The 16,528-nt window shown below is 60.6% G+C and carries 31 protein-coding genes; 17 read left to right on the top strand and 14 right to left on the bottom strand.

Annotation, left to right across the window (positions count from 1 at the left end):
* Positions 1 to 82: 82 nt before the first annotated feature.
* Both SynTAK9802_RS05570 and SynTAK9802_RS05565 read right to left on the bottom strand, forming a co-directional pair.
* Entirely contained in the window at positions 83 to 379 is a 297-nt protein-coding gene (locus tag SynTAK9802_RS05570; protein ID WP_186497713.1) for a hypothetical protein, read from the bottom strand.
* Positions 380 to 439: 60 nt separating this feature from the next.
* Entirely contained in the window at positions 440 to 1,240 is an 801-nt protein-coding gene (locus tag SynTAK9802_RS05565) for a PfkB family carbohydrate kinase (protein ID WP_255487898.1), read from the bottom strand.
* A 425-nt stretch (positions 1,241 to 1,665) separates the two neighbouring features.
* Here SynTAK9802_RS05565 and SynTAK9802_RS12575 point away from each other — a divergent pair, with 425 nt between their 5' ends.
* Positions 1,666 to 2,271 carry a hypothetical protein gene (locus SynTAK9802_RS12575; protein ID WP_255487880.1) on the top strand — a complete coding sequence of 202 codons (606 nt, stop codon included), beginning with the start codon at positions 1,666 to 1,668 and terminating at the stop codon, positions 2,269 to 2,271.
* Between the two features lie 2 nt (positions 2,272 to 2,273).
* Here SynTAK9802_RS12575 and SynTAK9802_RS05555 read toward each other — a convergent pair whose 3' ends face one another.
* The gene (locus SynTAK9802_RS05555) at positions 2,274 to 2,432 is read right to left on the bottom strand and encodes a hypothetical protein (RefSeq protein ID WP_186497711.1); all 159 of its coding nucleotides are present in this window, start codon (positions 2,430 to 2,432) and stop codon (positions 2,274 to 2,276) included.
* Between the two features lie 158 nt (positions 2,433 to 2,590).
* On the opposite strand from SynTAK9802_RS05555, the gene SynTAK9802_RS05550 reads away from it, so the two are divergent.
* The 6 genes from SynTAK9802_RS05550 (at position 2,591) to SynTAK9802_RS05525 (ending at position 5,515) form a co-directional block, all read left to right on the top strand.
* Positions 2,591 to 2,791 (top strand): hypothetical protein, encoded by a 201-nt coding sequence (locus SynTAK9802_RS05550; RefSeq protein WP_255487879.1) that lies wholly within the window; start codon positions 2,591 to 2,593, stop codon positions 2,789 to 2,791.
* A gap of 25 nt (positions 2,792 to 2,816) precedes the next feature.
* On the top strand, positions 2,817 to 3,215 hold the full coding sequence (locus tag SynTAK9802_RS05545; protein WP_186497709.1) for a hypothetical protein: 399 nt from the start codon (positions 2,817 to 2,819) through the stop codon (positions 3,213 to 3,215).
* Positions 3,212 to 3,757 carry a DUF1543 domain-containing protein gene (locus SynTAK9802_RS05540; protein ID WP_186497707.1) on the top strand — a complete coding sequence of 182 codons (546 nt, stop codon included), beginning with the start codon at positions 3,212 to 3,214 and terminating at the stop codon, positions 3,755 to 3,757. Before SynTAK9802_RS05545 ends, SynTAK9802_RS05540 begins: the two co-directional genes overlap by 4 nt.
* A 247-nt stretch (positions 3,758 to 4,004) precedes the next feature.
* Positions 4,005 to 4,358, top strand: a complete 354-nt coding sequence (locus SynTAK9802_RS05535; protein WP_186497705.1) for a hypothetical protein — start codon at positions 4,005 to 4,007, stop codon at positions 4,356 to 4,358.
* A gap of 17 nt (positions 4,359 to 4,375) precedes the next feature.
* Entirely contained in the window at positions 4,376 to 4,630 is a 255-nt protein-coding gene (locus tag SynTAK9802_RS05530) for a hypothetical protein (RefSeq protein WP_186497703.1), read from the top strand.
* A 762-nt stretch (positions 4,631 to 5,392) separates the two neighbouring features.
* Positions 5,393 to 5,515 (top strand): hypothetical protein, encoded by a 123-nt coding sequence (locus SynTAK9802_RS05525; protein WP_006849913.1) that lies wholly within the window; start codon positions 5,393 to 5,395, stop codon positions 5,513 to 5,515.
* A gap of 25 nt (positions 5,516 to 5,540) precedes the next feature.
* On the opposite strand, the gene SynTAK9802_RS05520 is transcribed toward SynTAK9802_RS05525, so the two are convergent.
* The 6 genes from SynTAK9802_RS05520 to SynTAK9802_RS05495 form a co-directional block, all read right to left on the bottom strand.
* Positions 5,541 to 5,885, bottom strand: coding sequence for a molecular chaperone DnaJ (locus SynTAK9802_RS05520; RefSeq protein WP_115132713.1), 345 nt, complete (start codon positions 5,883 to 5,885; stop codon positions 5,541 to 5,543).
* Positions 5,886 to 5,903: 18 nt separating this feature from the next.
* Complete coding sequence (locus SynTAK9802_RS05515) at positions 5,904 to 6,626, bottom strand: esterase (protein ID WP_186497701.1); 723 nt, start codon at positions 6,624 to 6,626, stop codon at positions 5,904 to 5,906.
* 13 nt (positions 6,627 to 6,639) lie between these two features.
* On the bottom strand, positions 6,640 to 6,789 hold the full coding sequence (locus SynTAK9802_RS05510; RefSeq protein ID WP_255487878.1) for a hypothetical protein: 150 nt from the start codon (positions 6,787 to 6,789) through the stop codon (positions 6,640 to 6,642).
* 78 nt (positions 6,790 to 6,867) lie between these two features.
* A complete protein-coding gene (locus tag SynTAK9802_RS05505) occupies positions 6,868 to 7,524 on the bottom strand; it encodes a methyltransferase domain-containing protein (protein WP_011364441.1) in 657 nt (218 codons plus the stop codon).
* Positions 7,525 to 7,527: 3 nt separating this feature from the next.
* Positions 7,528 to 7,749, bottom strand: a complete 222-nt coding sequence (locus tag SynTAK9802_RS05500; RefSeq protein ID WP_115009146.1) for a chlorophyll a/b-binding protein — start codon at positions 7,747 to 7,749, stop codon at positions 7,528 to 7,530.
* On the bottom strand, positions 7,746 to 8,240 hold the full coding sequence (locus tag SynTAK9802_RS05495) for a hypothetical protein (protein WP_255487877.1): 495 nt from the start codon (positions 8,238 to 8,240) through the stop codon (positions 7,746 to 7,748). Before SynTAK9802_RS05495 ends, SynTAK9802_RS05500 begins: the two co-directional genes overlap by 4 nt.
* A gap of 65 nt (positions 8,241 to 8,305) precedes the next feature.
* Between SynTAK9802_RS05495 and SynTAK9802_RS05490 the strand changes: the two genes are divergently transcribed.
* Positions 8,306 to 8,491 carry a hypothetical protein gene (locus SynTAK9802_RS05490; protein WP_114989374.1) on the top strand — a complete coding sequence of 62 codons (186 nt, stop codon included), beginning with the start codon at positions 8,306 to 8,308 and terminating at the stop codon, positions 8,489 to 8,491.
* Here the strand turns inward: SynTAK9802_RS05490 and SynTAK9802_RS05485 are convergent.
* Entirely contained in the window at positions 8,475 to 8,666 is a 192-nt protein-coding gene (locus SynTAK9802_RS05485) for a hypothetical protein (protein ID WP_114989292.1), read from the bottom strand. The genes SynTAK9802_RS05490 and SynTAK9802_RS05485 overlap by 17 nt on opposite strands.
* A gap of 50 nt (positions 8,667 to 8,716) precedes the next feature.
* Between SynTAK9802_RS05485 and SynTAK9802_RS05480 the strand changes: the two genes are divergently transcribed.
* The 5 genes from SynTAK9802_RS05480 to SynTAK9802_RS05460 are packed head-to-tail and all read left to right on the top strand — an operon-like array spanning position 8,717 to position 10,833.
* A complete protein-coding gene (locus SynTAK9802_RS05480; RefSeq protein ID WP_255487876.1) occupies positions 8,717 to 9,202 on the top strand; it encodes a hypothetical protein in 486 nt (161 codons plus the stop codon).
* Positions 9,199 to 9,630 (top strand): NUDIX hydrolase, encoded by a 432-nt coding sequence (locus tag SynTAK9802_RS05475; RefSeq protein WP_186497697.1) that lies wholly within the window; start codon positions 9,199 to 9,201, stop codon positions 9,628 to 9,630. Before SynTAK9802_RS05480 ends, SynTAK9802_RS05475 begins: the two co-directional genes overlap by 4 nt.
* Positions 9,620 to 10,408: an ABC transporter ATP-binding protein gene (locus SynTAK9802_RS05470; protein WP_186497695.1), complete on the top strand. Its 789-nt coding sequence runs from the start codon at positions 9,620 to 9,622 to the stop codon at positions 10,406 to 10,408. The genes SynTAK9802_RS05475 and SynTAK9802_RS05470 overlap by 11 nt, the downstream gene beginning before the upstream one ends.
* Before the next feature lie 55 nt (positions 10,409 to 10,463).
* Positions 10,464 to 10,664 (top strand): hypothetical protein, encoded by a 201-nt coding sequence (locus SynTAK9802_RS05465; RefSeq protein WP_006851769.1) that lies wholly within the window; start codon positions 10,464 to 10,466, stop codon positions 10,662 to 10,664.
* A 13-nt stretch (positions 10,665 to 10,677) separates the two neighbouring features.
* Positions 10,678 to 10,833, top strand: coding sequence for a hypothetical protein (locus SynTAK9802_RS05460; protein WP_186497687.1), 156 nt, complete (start codon positions 10,678 to 10,680; stop codon positions 10,831 to 10,833).
* Between the two features lie 24 nt (positions 10,834 to 10,857).
* Here SynTAK9802_RS05460 and SynTAK9802_RS05455 read toward each other — a convergent pair whose 3' ends face one another.
* Positions 10,858 to 11,682 (bottom strand): metal ABC transporter permease, encoded by an 825-nt coding sequence (locus tag SynTAK9802_RS05455; protein WP_011364450.1) that lies wholly within the window; start codon positions 11,680 to 11,682, stop codon positions 10,858 to 10,860.
* A 32-nt stretch (positions 11,683 to 11,714) separates the two neighbouring features.
* Here SynTAK9802_RS05455 and SynTAK9802_RS12570 point away from each other — a divergent pair, with 32 nt between their 5' ends.
* Positions 11,715 to 12,305: a 1-acyl-sn-glycerol-3-phosphate acyltransferase gene (locus tag SynTAK9802_RS12570; protein ID WP_255487875.1), complete on the top strand. Its 591-nt coding sequence runs from the start codon at positions 11,715 to 11,717 to the stop codon at positions 12,303 to 12,305.
* 9 nt (positions 12,306 to 12,314) lie between these two features.
* On the top strand, positions 12,315 to 13,079 hold the full coding sequence (locus SynTAK9802_RS12565) for a hypothetical protein (protein ID WP_255487874.1): 765 nt from the start codon (positions 12,315 to 12,317) through the stop codon (positions 13,077 to 13,079).
* A gap of 1 nt (position 13,080) precedes the next feature.
* On the opposite strand, the gene SynTAK9802_RS05445 is transcribed toward SynTAK9802_RS12565, so the two are convergent.
* Entirely contained in the window at positions 13,081 to 13,836 is a 756-nt protein-coding gene (locus tag SynTAK9802_RS05445; protein ID WP_186497685.1) for a metal ABC transporter ATP-binding protein, read from the bottom strand.
* A complete protein-coding gene (locus SynTAK9802_RS05440; protein ID WP_255487897.1) occupies positions 13,836 to 14,714 on the bottom strand; it encodes a metal ABC transporter substrate-binding protein in 879 nt (292 codons plus the stop codon). Before SynTAK9802_RS05440 ends, SynTAK9802_RS05445 begins: the two co-directional genes overlap by 1 nt.
* 188 nt (positions 14,715 to 14,902) lie before the next feature.
* On the opposite strand from SynTAK9802_RS05440, the gene nth reads away from it, so the two are divergent.
* Complete coding sequence (gene nth, locus SynTAK9802_RS05435; RefSeq protein WP_186497683.1) at positions 14,903 to 15,556, top strand: endonuclease III; 654 nt, start codon at positions 14,903 to 14,905, stop codon at positions 15,554 to 15,556.
* Here the strand turns inward: nth and SynTAK9802_RS05430 are convergent, their stop codons facing one another.
* Entirely contained in the window at positions 15,557 to 15,841 is a 285-nt protein-coding gene (locus SynTAK9802_RS05430) for a 2Fe-2S iron-sulfur cluster-binding protein (protein WP_006849985.1), read from the bottom strand. It lies immediately after the preceding gene.
* A 396-nt stretch (positions 15,842 to 16,237) separates the two neighbouring features.
* On the opposite strand from SynTAK9802_RS05430, the gene SynTAK9802_RS05425 reads away from it, so the two are divergent.
* Complete coding sequence (locus SynTAK9802_RS05425) at positions 16,238 to 16,492, top strand: DUF1651 domain-containing protein (protein WP_370586384.1); 255 nt, start codon at positions 16,238 to 16,240, stop codon at positions 16,490 to 16,492.
* Positions 16,493 to 16,528 lie beyond the last annotated feature (36 nt).

Here is a 16,528-nt window from a genome sequence, read left to right as displayed (position 1 = left end):
GATCACTCCAAGCACCGCCAAGGGCAGATGTCGCTGAGGCCATACAAAACCCAGGCGCTGAGCGTTCTGGCCTCAACCCGGATCAGGTCTGTTCACGAGATTGCTTCACTGCGAGGCCGGCTTCAACTGCTGTTCCAGCCGCGAGAGCAACGAGCCCAAGCAAGCCAATCCATGGGTTTTGGATTTCTTCGGCAGCCTCAGCCCCCTGTCCCAGCACTCCACCCAGGACAAACCAGGTCGTCGCCAAAGCAGACGTGATCCAGTACGCCTTCCAGCGGCGCTGGTAGAGGTAGCCGGCACCCAAGCCCGGAACCACGTTCAACATGACGGCAACCCAGCCTGCCGATGCGGCAAGGATCTCTCTTTTGGTGGGCGCCATAACAACAGGTGTTTCATTGCATTTTTGTCGTTATTGAGAGCCATCGCGCGTGGCGAGCACTCATCCATAGGGCCCAAATCGCGTCGCACAGGCAGCACCACACCGGGCACCCAACGCGATGGCCTCCGCCAGGGGCCAGCGCGCCGCCAGACCCATGACCACCCCTGCCGCAAAGCTGTCGCCGCAGCCATAGCTCTCAACCAAGGGCCCCGGAAGGGGTGATGGGTCGTAACGACCGCCTGGATGACTAACACCGCCTGCGGCACCTTCCGTGCGAATCACTGTGTGGGGAGCTGGATTCAACTGCCCCGACTCCACCCGTTCACCCGGATCAAGGCCACTGCCAATCAAGGCATCGAGGGGCACCCCGGCCTGCTGAAGCACGGGCAAACGAACGCGCGGGGTCGCCGCCAAAACTGCAGCAGAACGGCAGGCTTTCAACAGAGGAGCATCAGCGGCCGTGACGAACAGGCCGTCGCATTGGCCAAGGGCGTTCCAGGGAAGGTCGTCAGCCAGTGATGGGGTGAGCCGCTCGCCGATCACCGTGATCGCCCGATCCCCCTCACCATCAACCATGCTCACGCCACGACGGGTTGGCACCTCCCTCCAGGCGACATGAACCTCAAGGCCCAGATCCTCGAGTCGCTTGACGCAGGCTTCACCGACCGAATCGCGACCTAAAGCCGTAAAGAACTGGACGGGTTGCTGCTGCAACCGTGCCATCTGCACCGCAACGACGGCTCCACCACCAGCAGGTTCCTGCAGAGTCTGCAAGGCGTGACCAATGGCCCCGGGGCGGGGCAACTGATCCACCGCCAGAAATTCCACCCATTCCACATGACCCACAACGGCCAAGCGCAGGGGCGGCAAGGCTGAGCCAGAAGACAAGGGCCGTTGAAGCTGCTTGGCACCATCCTCTCTGCAGGAACGGCTCAACAACAGAATGGACGAGGATAGAGAACGAGGCACTCAGATCCGATATTTATCGTTTGCATGAGTTTTTCTCTTGCTGTATTTGATGAGTTAAACCCCTGTATTCACAGCATCTTGCACACTGCTGAGGCTCACATCTTCCAGTCGATTGATTATTTAGACCGATTGCAGTTCTTCTAATGCCCGAATGATATGGAGCTCAGTCAAGCCACAAAAAAGCCCCGCCTGAGCAGCGGGGCCATTCAAACCACATTCTTGGAAGGATTCTTCAATTAACGCGGTGAACCGTTGTAGACAACATCAATAATCGAAGCTCCGTCTCGAGAGACAAGAATTTCAGTTTCAACAGTGGGTTGACCACCAGCCTCTTGCCAGCCTGGAGAGCCACCATCAAACACGAACAGGTAGCCATCGCCTGCATTCTTCAAGCAGTTGCCACCTCCCTTACCGGTGGCGTACATGCATTTCGAAGCTCTTTAGTTGTTGAGTCCACCGTTGATGGACTCAGCTTGCATCCTGGCGGTGTTCAGCGCACGGACGTTTTATTTCAAACCTTTTGGGCAAAAGCGGGGGACACCAGCAGTGCACTCACCAGGAATCCCGTCGACAGACTGACGACTCTTTTCAAGATGAATCAATTGGAGGGGCTTCCACTGCCTAGCAACGTGTCACCCGATGAACAGCCACCCAAGAAAGGTTTGTTCGTTTCGGACCAACAGGCGCGCCTTAAGCTCCAGCAGCACACGCGACCAGCAACGTTGGCCAAGCTCGGGGAGATCAGGCTCAAACAGATTCCGCAACTGAACACGGCCAACAGCTCACCCTTGATTCGGAAACACAAAGAGGTTCTGAATCTGATGATGAGAATGCTTTCCCTCGATACCTACGGGCTCACCTGGGCCCAGTTCATCAAGGGGTTTGGTTGCGGTGCTTTGGCCGTTTGGCTGCTCATGCGCTGAGCTCAGCCATGACGCACGGGCCTTCCACCCCGTCGCAGCGACTCCAACATTCCCTTTTCCAAGGCCGTCAGTTTTGGTGCCGGCTCGTTCAATGCAGCTTCCGCCCGTGTCTTGGCTGCGGCAATGAAGCGATCCGTTTTATCTCCAGAATCAAAAGCCACGGTTCCTCAGCAAGAACCACCAAAGGTATGGATCAGCACCTGTTGAGGCTCAGGACTTAATAAAGATGCCTGAACTCAACAGATGTGGGGGTGAGCTCCCCGCAGCCATTCCCTCGATCGCAGAATCGTTGCTATCGGTTGGAGGTTGCGGCACCCCGATGAGCCGTTACCCCGTCTTCTATTGCGCTCCAGAGGCCGTTGATGATGGCTTCAAGCCTGTCGAAGCGGCGGATGCCTACGAGGCTGAGCAAATCGTGCAGCGCGAGCACCCCGGCGCAGTCACGGCATCTCTGAGCGAACGGGTGACCAACGAAAAGGAAATCCTCCGGTTGTTCTTGGCCTGGCTCGAAAAAGTCTGAACACCTGGAGCCACCGAAGGGGTGCATGGAACGCAATCCGTTGTCGGTCACGCCCCCCAGCTGGCTGGACATCGACCCCGACAGCTACAAGCGGCTGCTGAACCGCATGGCGGTGACGATCACCAAGCGCGCCAGAAAGCGAGGGGCGAGGTATCAGGTGAGGGAGGCCATCGATGCCATCCATGCAGCCTTTCAGCGTTATGACGGCACCGATCCCTACGACGGACTGCCTTTGGACAATCGCCTTCATGATGGAAACCGCAGTCCGACCGTCTCCCCGGTGAGCAGCAGCACCACCGCGACCTTTGAGATTCTCAGCCTGGAGACCAAGGAAGCCAAAGGGGAGAGGAACGGCGAGGAGTTCATCGCCCACTGCCGTGCCGTCGTCGCCCATGCCAAAGCGTCATCACCGGCCCAGCGATGAGCAGCGCCAAGAAGCTGTTCCTGGTGGTGCTGGGGGGCCGTTGCAAGGGCTGCCATGTGGAGCAGCACGATGTTCGCTGGGTCGTGGGCGAGACCATCGACGCAACGCTGCCGGCGCTGCGGCAGGAATGGATCGGCCTCCGTCGTGGCTTGCACATCGACAGCTACCGCTGCATCGACCATGTCGATGGCTATCGCGTTGAGGTTGTTGAGCGAGCGCAGGATCCATCCAGTGTTGACGGTCCGCAGCTGTGGTTCGTCAACCTTGGCGCCTATGACCCCACCTCGATGGCAGAACAGCATGCCTTCGGGGTGATCGTGGCCCGCTCTTCAGCCTCCGCCAAGGCGCGGGCACGGCAGCGTTGGCTGAACGGACAGGAGCAGGTGCACAAGGACGATCTTCACCCTGTCGAAATGGACAGCGCGCTCGATAATCTGCTGCCGATTCACGGCAATGGCCAGTGGCACTTGAAACTGATCGCGGATGGCCAAGTTGACGACGGCCCAGGCCATCCTGATTGGTACGGCTACTGGAAGATCTGACCACAGAACCAACACAGCTCAGCTACAACAAACCACCACGTTGAGGATGTGTCGTGCTGATCCTGATCCTCCTCGTGCTGACGGGCTCCTACGCCGGACTGTGGGCCCTGCGTTTCGTGCTCGAACAACGCACAGACGCCGAATAGGGAATCACGACCTCAAGACGCATCCAGTCACATCTGGCCGAGGTGCTGTCACGTTCAGCAGGCAGAGCCGGAATACGTTCTCATCAGTCCATCGACGCCCCATGTCGCTTGTTCAACGTCTTGGCATCGCTGCGTTCGTGGTGGTCATCACCGGTGTCGGCCTGAGTCCTGCGGTGGAAGCCCATAGCGCTCATCACCACCATCACCACCACTCCCGCAAACACAAAAAAAAGAAGGCCTACAACAGGGGCTACAAGCATGGCTACAGAAAGGCCATCGAAAACAGCTACCGCCCCCACCATCGAAGGCACTACCGCAGCTATTCCCCGCTGTACGGCCCCATGGTTTCACCAATGCCCCGGCGCGTCATCGTCACCCCAACGCCTTGGATGGTTCCGGTTCACCCGCATCACCACGGCACCCGCGTCAACGTTGGGCACGGGTTCCATCTCTAGACACCGCGTCATCCACCATGTCTGATCGAATCAGCAAAGACGCCAGCGAGGCCTGGCGCGACCATGTGCTGAAGCAGGTGGTGGATTACCTGGAAAGAAATCGCGATGAAATCATCGATGGCTTCGAAGCGAAGAACGCTCACAACTTGAAGCGTGAAGACATCGAACATTCCGATCTTCTCGATTTCGATGTTTCAGTGACGCTGCATCGCGATCAATCCTCATCCTTTGGCCTTGGATTTGGTTTTTTCAAGGCCAACATGATTCGCTGAATCAACCTGCAGGCTTCCAGATCACCTCGGGATCCTGGCGTTGCAGGGTTTGTTCAGCCAGCTTGAGGTAATAGAAATAGCTTTGTCTGTCTTCCGACTCAGCAGCTTTGTTCATCAAGTGCAGATAGCTGAGACGCTGATCACTGTTCATGCATGGACTAGAAGAGAGTCAAACGATCACCTCAGCCAGTCTTGAATTTCGGTATCAGAGCGAACAACCGAAACAATCCTGGGTATCGCTGAAGCACTTTTTTATCTTTTCTTTTGAAAGTTTAGCCATAAAACCCGTCCTCGCGATGCAATCAACAGGGCTGGAAATTCGTCGTGACAGGCGGACCACCTCCAGGAGGAACAACACAGCTTGGATCGGATGAGCCTGTGTTCTGCTCAGGCAGCGCAGGAGATCGGCCAGGCCCTCCCGGCGATGCCGGGCCCAAGTCAATCTTGCCGGGCCGGATCAGTTGGGACGTGACGTTGAACGCCAACCCGCCAAGCAAGCCAAGCCCCATCGAGGCCGAAAAAGCAACAAGAATTAGACGCTGACGGTTGTTCATCTCACTGCTCGATCCCGATGAAGGTTGATTGGCCGCGAGCTCTGGCCTCAATCTCAGTGAATAACGGAGATTTGACAGATCAAAACAGACCGCCGGATGATCCGCTTGCTGCAACCGGAACGATCGAAACACAGTCTCTGCTGACGCTGCTCACACCCTTCCTCGTGTTCGGGGCCTTGTTTGTGGTGCTCCTGCTGGTCTGGGACCGATGACAGCCCCAGTTGCGGGACTGTTCTGGACGCCATACGCCGATTGGATCTACACCGTGGTCAGCCTGAGTGGCTTGATGCTGATCACCTGGCTGGTGCTGGGCCGCAGCAGCGGCAGCTGAACCACTTGGACGCACGTCAAGGGCGTCAGGCAGCAAGCATCTCCATCTCGGGCTCAAGCAGCACATCGCGGGCAGTGTTGAACCGTGTCATCACCTCAGGGTCGCCCCCTTTATCGGGATGGTGTTGAACAGCCAGAAGCTTGTGTGCCCGCTTCACCTGGGCAACAGTTAACCGCCCAGTGAGCGGCAAGCCGAGGCACTGCCTGGCCTGAATCGCCTCGAGGCCGGGGTCGCGCCCCATTGGGCATTGATCACGGCGATGGTTTGACGTTCCCGGCTTGCGCTTCTTGCTGGATTTGCGTTTGGCCGACCTGGCCTGACCCCCAAACCCTTTCGATTCCTGCACAAGCTGATCACCGAAGCAGGCCACAATGCCTGATCGCCTGGTTCAGTCTCCGAGCTGCGACCACCAGCGCTCGATGCGATCGGTGGAGCCATACCAGCTTTGGCCGAACAATCCGCCGTGGGCCGTATCAGCCAGCTCAATCGAACGGGCATCCCGCAGCAGGGCTGATGGAAGGGGAACCAGACCGTCCCCCTGCAGATCCGGGTCGCCCATGATCTGGCGATAGCTGCGGGCAGCGCTGCGGCGCGAAAAATTGGATGCATTCGCTCCCAGCGGATCAAGCCGACCCGCAACCGCGACGTAGTCCACCCGATCGGCTTCAGGGCAACCCGGGAACTCACGATCCACGCGAGCCCGCAGCGGTGTGGCACGCAGGGCCTGATGGGGACTGCCGAGCGTGATCAGGCGATTGCACCGGGCTGCACCGTTGAAACGACGTCCCAAAAAGGTCTGATCAGCCAGATAGGGCCGCAACATCACCCCGCCGGAGCTGTGACCAATCAACGTGACGCGCCCTGTAGGCGACTGGCTTTGAAGCTCACGCACAGCGGCATCAACGCGATCAAGCAGGCGACGCCAACCGAAGCCCCAGCTGGTGGCCAGCCAATCCAATTTGGACGCAGGCACGATGCGCACCGCAGCGCCGGTGGCCTGATCAATCCAATCAGCGAGGGGGCGATAGGCCTCCTGCGTGATCAAAAAACCACCGAAGATGACGACGGGCTGGGTGAGTCGAGACGTGCTGCTCACCGGATGAACGCACATTGCGGAGCCTTGATCAAGTCGTAGCCACGCCGAATGCGACTTCCACCAGGTTCAGAACCGTGCTCAGCTGCTGATCCTCAGACGAAGCCTCAAGAACCACCTGCTGACCGATCAACACGATCCTGAAGCGCCAGGGGAGAGGACCCGGAAGGGTGAAGCTCATGGAGATCCTGGTTCTCGCCTCACGCTGCCGCAATTCAGAACAACGTCCATCCCTGCAAGGCAAAGGAAAGTCGAGGAATCAGTAGAGAGGTTTCTCGGCCACAACGGCAAAGAAAGGATCTCCCTTGCCGCCGAACAAGCCCATCACACCCTCGGCGCGGGTGTCTTCGGCAACGATCTCCGGCTGGGGCCAGCCCTGGGCCATCAACACCTCAGCGACGTAGCGCAGGTGATCACCGTCATCACCGTCGGTCCAGACCTGGGGAGCCTTGGTGAAGAACATTCGATTGGAAAACGCCACGATCACCTGGCCCCGGGGGCGGGTGATCCGCCACAGCTCAGCGGCGATCGGCTCGGGCTGTTGCAGGTACTGCCAACCGGCCACGATCAAGGTGGCATCGATCGATGCATCCTCAACCGGAAGGGTTTGGTCGCGGTTGAGGTTCTGAACCCAGTGCCGATCCAATCGAGGGTTGGCACTCAGCTCCTCAGCATTGAGGCCATGGCCGATGACGTTGTCGTAACTGACGTCGTCAGGCAGGTGGCTCACCCAACTGCTCATCAGATCCAGCACCTGGGCACAGGGAGGAATGCGCTCGCGGTAGAGGGCGGTCAGCCGAGCACGAAAACCCGCATCCAGATGGTGAACGAAACGCGGCTCGCTGTAGAAGATCGCGTCGTCGGTGGCATCCAACTTGAAGCGTTGGGAGTCCTTCAGAACAGGAACAACCGTCATCAATCAACCCAGCTGCAGGTACCAGCGCAGAGCTGCACCAAGCTGACCCGCGATTCCCAAGCCCGTGGCCTTTTCAAGCACCACAGCAGCCAAGAAACCGAGCATGGCCACCCGGCCATTGAGCCGCTCCACATCGGTCAGGGCAGACCGGTTCCAGGGGCGTGCTGTGGTGAGCGACTCGCCGAAGCGTTCCGGTTCCTCGTAACGAAAAGCAGGCCGACTCATCGCAATGCACAGATCCAGCGGACCTTAACCACGGTTCCATCGCGACCGGGGTAGACGGTCCAGGCACCATCGGCCTGGCGTTGCTCCAGCTGACCTGTGGCACAGTTAGCACGCATCGGCAGAACCCGTTGGGTCCACCGGTCCTGGCCAGCACGCTGAATCAGCAGGCCTGCTTCCACCTCAACGGAACCGTCCACGCTCTGGGGGGCCCGGATGTATTCAGCCGCCTTGATCGCGGGGGTGTCGAGGGCTTCCATGAAGATCCAGCCGTCGCCCGGCAGCAGATCGCCGCGACGGGATTGCCAAACCGCCGGCTCCTGCATCGGCTGCCATTCCGCCTGAACAGGCCCTGCGATCAGGGACAGGAATGACGCGAGAGCAACGTTGAAGGCCAGAGCAGGGGAGGCCATAGGCAGCGGGATGCGGGCAGAGAGGTGAGACGGACTGTCGGTCGCTTCAAACAGCTTTACGAAGCGTTGAAACGCAAACATGAATGAATGGTTATGGAATTTCTCAGGGCAGGAGTGCCAGCTTGAAACCACTGCTTCATCAGTCCATGGCCAGCATTGCTCAGGGACGGGCTGCCTACACCGTCCGACACAAGACATCCAACGGAGAAAAGCTGGAATCCTGCTTCTACGCCACCGATGCCTTTGAGGCCCGTCTGCTGGCCATGGAGTTCAACGCTTATATCCGACAGCACCCGAACTGCATCGATTCGATCCTCAGGACGGAGGCTTGAGCGGCGCCCGGCGACGCTCCACCTGAACGAAGACCAGCCAGGCCAAGCTGGCGAGCCCCCCTCCGATCCAATCACTGCGCAGCAGTTCCACCAGGGCAACGGTGCTGGCCCCGATGCGCAGTCCCCGTAGAAGCAGGTCCGTTATGGGAGGTGTCCGGCGCTTGTCGCGCTGCATGGGCCGACTCCGAAAAGATGGGGGTGTTGCAGAGCCCCATGATCTCAGCCTTGCCTGGTTCTCCTGCCGCAGCTCTTCTGGCGAGGGAAGACCAGAGCCGCCGTAAGGGCAGCGGCATTCAGATCGAGCAGCTGCCGGGCTGCTGGATGTTGCAGCAGACCTGGACGCGCAGCGGGGATCCACCGGCGCCCGGCACCGCAACGCTGCTGCGTTGGCTGCAGGCCAGCCTGACCTTGAGCCACGGCGACCAGGGCCTGAGCATCGTGAATCAGGTCTGCCTGGCCGGTTTCCGGTTGCGGTTCAGCGGCCAGGCCCAGCTGAAGGGTTCCAGACCACTGCTGATGTTCAGCTTCACGTCGTTGGAGCTGAGCTGGTCCGATCAGGTGCTGCTGCAGCGAAGCCTGCCGTCACCGGAACCCCAACGCTTGCCCTTCTTTGCCCTGATTGAACTGAACGAGCAGCAGGGAACACTCACAGCGCGGGGGCGGAGCGGTGGACTGGCCCAGTGGTCCCGCAAGACACCGGAGGCGTCATGAAGCCCGCCGTCGCCCTGGCCATGCTCGAGCGGGAAGGCCGATGGCTGCTCCAACTGCGCGACGACATCGACTCGATCATTTATCCGGGCCACTGGGGGTTGTTTGGCGGCCATCTCGATCCGGGAGAAACAGCCAGCGAAGCCGTGTACCGCGAATTGCAGGAGGAGATCGCTTGGTCACCCAGCGTGCCGCTCGAACCATGGTTCAGCGATGACAGCGGCAACCGGGTGGCCCACGTGTTCCGCGGAACGCTCAGCGTGCCCGTGAGCCAACTGCAGTTGAAGGAGGGCCAGGAGATGAAGTTGGTGCCCCTCAGTGATCTGGTGCGTGACGCCATCTGGAGTGAGCGGCAGCAGGAGCTCCGGCCCGTCGCTCCGCGCCTGTCGATCGTGATCGATCGGTTGCTGCAGGAGGGCCATGACCACTGAAACCTGGCTCGATCTCCGCAATGTGGAGGCATGGCTGGGCGATCGCCCGGTGCTGCACGAACTCAACCTGCAACTGAAACTGCGGCAGTCCACAACGGTGTTGGGGCCCAATGGCGCAGGCAAAAGCAGCCTGGTGAAACTGATCGACCGCAGCCTGTATCCCATCGTTCGCCCCGACGCTCATCTGCGGTTGTTTGGCAGCGAGACGGTGAACCTCTGGGCGCTGCGCAGCCGCCTTGGGGTGGTGTCGAGCGACATGGAACAGCGGCTTCATCCCAAAACAGCTGTTGATGAGGCGGTGGTGAGCAATTTTTTTGGGGCCACCCGACTGGGCCGGGATCAGAAGCCCAGCGCGCGGCAATGGGAGCAGGCGCGGGATCTGCTCGATCAACTGCACCTCCACAGCATCCGCGAACGCTGCTGCGGAGAGCTGTCGGACGGACAGCGGCGCCGCCTGTTGATCGCTCGCGCCCTGGTTCACCAACCGGAGGTGCTGGTGCTGGATGAGCCGAGCCGTGCCCTCGACCTCCAGGCCTGCCATCAGTTGCTGGGGATCCTGCGGCGCTTGATCCAAGCGGGAACCACCGTGGTGCAGGTCACCCATCGGGTGGACACGATCGTTCCGGAGATGGAACGGGTGCTGTTTCTGGCAGAGGGACGTCTTGTTGGGGATGGAAGCCCACGGGAGATGCTGCGGCCCGCCGAACTGAGTGAACTGTTCAACACCCCACTCAACGTGGTGGAAGCCCATGGCTTTCGCCAGGTTCTTCCGGGGTAGATCGGTAGGCAGCACCCTGCTCTGCTAGGGATGAGGGCAAGACCACGCAATCGCCATGGCAACGGCAGAACAGAAAAAGACCATCACCAAGAAGCGCCTGCAGGAGCTGCGCAACCAGTGCCGTGACCACTACAACGTGGTGGCCGATGGTGTTCTGCCCGATGGTGCTGATGTGCGCGTCACCATGGGCAAGCTCCAGGAGCTGATCGAACTGCTGGATGGCAAAGCCAAGTGGGATGACAGCGAAGCCTCCTGAGCCGTTCCAGAACATGCGGGACGATCTTGATTACCGCGAGCCGTGGGACCAAGACGGTTCCAAGCAAACGGCATCTGATCAGGGTCGTTCCGCCAGGGACTTTCACTTTCGAGAAGCCGGCGTTCAGCGCTTCAACGACACCTACGACTGGGACGACGACGAGCGCTGATCCACTGATCCACGCATCAACTGGTCAGAGACGCCGCAGCACCCCCTGCCCAGGTGCAAGAAGGAAGGCGAGCACGAATTGCGCGGTTTGCGCCAGCACGATGCAACCAGCGGTTGAGCTGTCGGTCCAGTAGCTGATGAACACCCCCAGCACACTGGAGAGCACGCTGCTGGTGACGGCCAGCAGCGTCATCCGGTCGAACCGATCGGTGAGCAGATAGGCCGTGGCACCAGGGGTGACGAGCATCGACACCACCAGGATGATTCCCACGGTCTGCAGACCGGCAACGGCGGCCAGGGAGAGGAGTCCCAACAGCATGTAGTGCAGGAGTCCGGTGTTGATCCCGATCGATCGGGCGTGGGTGGGATCGAAGCAGAAGAGCATCAGGTCCCGCCGGAACAGCAGCAGCAGCACCAGCACCAGCACCGAAATCACCAGGGTCTGCTGCACATCCCCCGCTGAGATCCCCAGCACATTGCCGAAGAGGATGTGGGTGAGATCGATGTTGCTGCGCGTCTTAGAGACGAGCACGAGCCCCAGAGCGAAGAAACCGGTGAAGACAAGCCCGATGACGGTGTCTTCCTTCACCCTCGACTTCTGCTTCACAAAGCCGATGGCGGCAACGGAGCCCACACCGAAGACGAACGCCCCCAGGGAGAAGGGAAGGCCCAGGGCATAGGCAACCACCACACCAGGGAGGACCGCATGGGAGACGGCATCACCCATCAACGCCCATCCCTTCAGGGTCATGAAGCAGGACAACAGCCCGCAAACACCCCCAACCAGGGCACTGATCATCAACGCCTTCACCATGAAGGCGTGACTGAGGGGTTCCAGCAAAAGCTCCATCGGATCAGTATGGGCGCGCTGCAGTCGGTTCGATGCCCCGCGCCTCCACCCAGAACGCTCGTCCCGCACTGCGCCGGCTGCCCACCCGTCCCAGCCGGATGGTTCAGACCGTGGTCAGCCGTCTGCTTCCGCTGCTCTTCCGCAGTCAGGGCCTTGAGCTGAGCCACCGTGATGCCGCAGAAGCCCTGGCCGAGGCCTTTGCAGCCCAGCAGACGGGGGGCTGCAATCTGCTGATCGCCTTTCGGCACCCCAGCACCCGTGATCCAGTGGTGATGGCGGATCTGTTCTGGAACGGCATTCCCCAGGCCGCACGGCGACTCAAGCTGCAGCTGCCACGACCCATCCAGCTGCGCTTTCTCTACGACCGCGGAATTCCGATCTGGGCTGGCCCGGTGATCGGCTGGCTGTTGCAACGCAGTGGCGGCATCGCCATCCACCGCGGCCGCTTGGATCGCCCAGCGCTGGCCCAGGCCCGCGGGGCTCTGGCCCAGGGGCGCTACCCGCTGGTGGTGGCACCGGAAGGAGCCACCAACAACCTCTCCGGCGAGATGGCGCCCTTGGAGCCGGGAGTGGCCCAGCTGGCGTTCTGGGCCGCTGAGGATCTGGAGAAAGCCAACGACTAGCGGCCACTGGTGGTGTTGCCCATCGGCATTCACTACAGCTGGAGGCACCCCAACTGGATCGCCCTCGAAGCGCGGTTGGCGTCCCTCGAACGCCATCTCGGCATGCCCTCCCAAGACACCGGCCAGGACAATCCCGAGACCAGAAGTCGTGACCGGCTGATCCTGATCGGTATGAATCTGCTCAAAGCTCTCGAGCAGCTCGAACGGCTGAAGCCCAATCCAGCTCAGACCTTCAGCGAACGGATTGATGCCTACCGCCGGCATGGCCTGGCCAAAGCCGAGACCCATTTCGGCCTGCGTGCTGTTGGCAATCTTCAGGAGCGCTGCCGCCGGATCGAGCAGGCCGCCTGGGATCGGATCTACCGGGAGGGTGTTGATCAGCTTCCGCCACTGGAGAGGAGCCTGGCGGACTGGGAGGCACGGGAAGCTGACCTCCAACTCACCCGCATGCGACTGGTGGAGCATTTCACCAGCGTGAGTGGTCATTACATCAGTGATCGACCCGACTTTGACCGCTTTGCCGAGATGTTGCTGCTGGTGGAGGAAGCGATCGGCTGGATCGAAGACAAGCCCTGGAAGGGTCAGCCCAGCCTCGGCCCACAACGGGTGGAGGTGCAACTCGGACGAGCCTTGCCCGTGCGGCCTCGCCTGAATCAGTACCGCAGCAACCGTCGCGAGGCGATGCAGGTGTTCATGCAAGACCTGGAGCAGGCTCTCGTTGCCCTGATGCCCGACGCCTCTCGGGCCATGACGACGGACGCGGTAGAGCTCTGATTTAGAACGCCTCCTCCGGGGAGCTGTTGCCCGTCAGCAGATCGGGCGGCACGCCACCGAAAGTCATGGCGAGGTTCTCGGGGGTGAACACCTCTGAGGTTTCCCCGTAGGCCAGCACGGTCTTGTTGATCAGAACCACCAGATCGCAAAAATCACGAACGTGGCCCAGGTCGTGGGTGGAGATCAGGATCGTGCGGCCCTCGTCGCGGAACTGAAGAAACAGCTGAGCCATCAGCTGCTCCGTGCGCACATCAACCCCATTGAAGGGCTCATCCAGCAGCAGCACATCAGCGCGCTGGGCGATGGCTCGAGCCAGAAACGTGCGCTTGCGCTGACCACCGGAGAGGGTGCCAAGGGGACGATCGGCCAGCTCCAGCAGATCAACCCGCGTCAAGGCGTCCCGCACAGCCACACGGTCGGAGCTACGGGGAATCCGCAACGCATTCATCGCGCCGTAGCGGCCCATCATCACCACATCCCACACCGAAACGGGGAACTGGGCATCCACCCCTTCGCTCTGCGGCACATAGGCCACCGCTTGATGCCGCTGGGCTTCGGCAACGCTGCTGCCGTTGATGCGGATTCTGCCGCGTGAAGGGCGTACAAACCCAGTGAGAGCCTTGAAGAACGTCGATTTACCGGCACCGTTCATGCCCACCAAACCGCAGATGCAACCGGCTGGCAGGTGCAGGCTGGCGTCGTACAGGGCAACGGTGCCGTTGTAGTCCACACAGAGCTGGTCGGCCTGAATGCGCATCAGCGGTTGCTCTCGGACAGGTCCAGGCCCTTGCGGATCAGACCCACATTGTGCCGCTGCAATTCCAACAGGGTGGGGGCAGGCCCGTCCGGAGGCGAGAGGGAATCCACGTAAAAGGTTCCACCGAATTGCGCCCCTGCCGCCGCTGCCACCTCCCGTTGGGCTTTATCGCTCACGGTGCTTTCACAAAAAATGGCTGGCACCTCGCGCTCTCGCACAGTGTCGATCAACCGTGCCATGCGTTTGGGTGTGATCTCGCTTTCGGCATTCACCGGCCAGAGATAGGCCTCCTCAAGTCCGTAATCCGCTGCCAGATAGGTGAAGGCTCCCTCGCAACTCACCAGCAGCCGTTGCTGGGCCGGTAGCGCGGCAATCGACTTGCGCAGCTCCTGATCGAGGGCCTGGAGCTTGGCTTTGTAGGCCGACGCGTTAGCGGCAAAGTCCTCGGCCCCGGCTGGATCGAGTTGGCTGAAGGCCCGCTCCAGATGGTCCACGTAACCCATCGTGCGCTGGGGGGACATCCAGGCATGGGGATTGGGCTTGCCGGAATAGGCGTCCTCCGTGATCAGCAGAGGCTTCATCCCTTCCGAAAGGGTGATGGTGGGCACATCGCCCGCTGCAGCCGTGAAACGCTGGGCCCACAACTCCAGCCCCAACCCGTTCTCAACAATCAGGTCCGCCTTGCTGGCGCGCTCGATGTCACTGGGGGTGGGTTGGTACCCGTGGATCTCGGCACCGGGCTTGACGATCGAAGCCACCTGCAACCGATCACCCGCGACGTTGCGGGCCAGATCGGCCAAAACCGTGAAGGTGGTAAGCACCTGGGGGCGTGAATCCGCGCTGACGTCCTGCTCTCGGCTGCGGCAGGAAGCAAGCATCACGGCCACTACAACCATCAGCACTGCTGCCGAACGGTTCCATTTCAACAGAGGCAATGCGGGCCGACGCGGCTTAATCGAGGATCGCATCAATGGGTCCTAAAACAATCTCGGTAATGGCAGGGAAATGCTGCAACGAAGCGATGCAATCACCGAAGCGCCAAGATCACCTCACCCACTGAACACCCGTGCACAGGTCTGAACGGGTGGAGGTGATTCTGCAGCGCCTCCACGAGCAGTACCCGGAAACACCAATCCCCCTGGATCACAGTGATCCGTTCACCCTGCTAATCGCTGTTCTGCTGAGTGCCCAGTGCACAGACAAGAAGGTGAATGAGGTGACGCCGGCGCTGTTTGCCGCTGGGCCAACACCCGCCGCCATGGCAGAACTCGAGGAGGAGCAGATCCTGGCGTTCATCCGGCAGCTCGGGCTGGCCAAAACCAAGGCCAGAAACGTGCGCCGCCTTGCCCAGATTCTGGTGACGGCCTACGACGGCGATGTTCCCCAGAGCTTTGAAGAGCTCGAAGCCTTACCCGGCGTGGGCCACAAGACAGCGAGCGTGGTGATGGCCCAGGCCTTCGGCGTGCCCGCCTTCCCCGTCGACACCCACATCCACCGGCTGGCCCAACGCTGGGGATTAAGTGACGGCAGCAGTGTGGCGCGCACGGAACAGGACCTCAAGCGCCTCTTCCCCAAGGAGCACTGGAACCGCCTGCACCTGCAAATCATTTTCTGGGGCCGTGAGTTCTGCACAGCACGGGGCTGCGACGGAACCGTCTGCCCCATGTGCCGTGAGCTCTATCCGAAAAGGCGCCGCCCTGTGATCACCCGCAAGCCCTGATCAAGACAGCAGCTCTTCAGCGTTGGCCTTAATCACGCAATCAGCAGTGGGGTAGCTCACACAAAGGAGGGCAAACCCCTGGCCGATCTGATCATCATCGAGAAAGCTCTGATCGGTCTGATCCACTGAGCCACTCACCAAACGGCCGGCGCAGGTGGAACAGGCGCCGGCCCGGCAGGAATAGGGCAGATCCACGCCAGCCTCCTCGGCTGCATCGAGGATGTACGTGTCATCAGGGCACGAAAAGCTGGCACCACCCTCGATGCTGATGTTGAAAGAGGCCATGACGCGGAAGATCCTGAAGGGTTGGTAGCTGGATCAGCCCATCGGCGCCAAGGCAGCCGGATCCGCACCCTGCTCCCATGAATGTTTGGGGGAGGCGCAGGCGAGGGAACCTGCGCTCATTCAACTCCCCGAAGCGTTGGCAGTGATGCTCGCACCACCGGAATCATCCCGCGAATGAGAACAGCTCTTACTAAGCAGTAATGCTTAAAAACGTGCGGATCGATACCCGCCAAAGCGCCATCATCTTGGACAGTGCGTCACGAAAGCAGTGGTGCTTTCCATGCGTCACGGAGGGGGTGGGCTGAGGGGCCTGCTCCTTTTTTTTGGCCTGGACCTGAACCACGAGACCACTTGACCAGCCAAACCCACCATTGCTAGTACTGATGTACTTGCAGCATGGTCATGGGAGAGGGCTGGCTGATTGACAGCGACGACCGCTGGATCTGGCGATTCCATCGCGATCAGAAAGGATGGATCCATGAGCCGAAGGTCTTCATCGACAGGGGCCGACCCCTGCCTGAAGGCCCTCCCCTGCTGAAGGAACGCCGACACCTGCGAAAGGCCGAAGCAGAACAACTCTGGACGTCCTTGCAGACCCAGGGCTGGAAGCGCCTTGCATCTCCGGCCTGGGGCGACGCGGTTGAACTCTGAGACAGGTCGCTGGGGCCAACCGCGAGGCTGTCCATC

It is taken from the genome of Synechococcus sp. TAK9802, assembly GCF_014279535.1.
In the GTDB taxonomy this organism is placed as follows: domain Bacteria; phylum Cyanobacteriota; class Cyanobacteriia; order PCC-6307; family Cyanobiaceae; genus Parasynechococcus.
The sequence above is the reverse complement of the archived record's forward strand: the minus strand, read 5'-3'. Positions and strand labels throughout refer to the sequence as shown.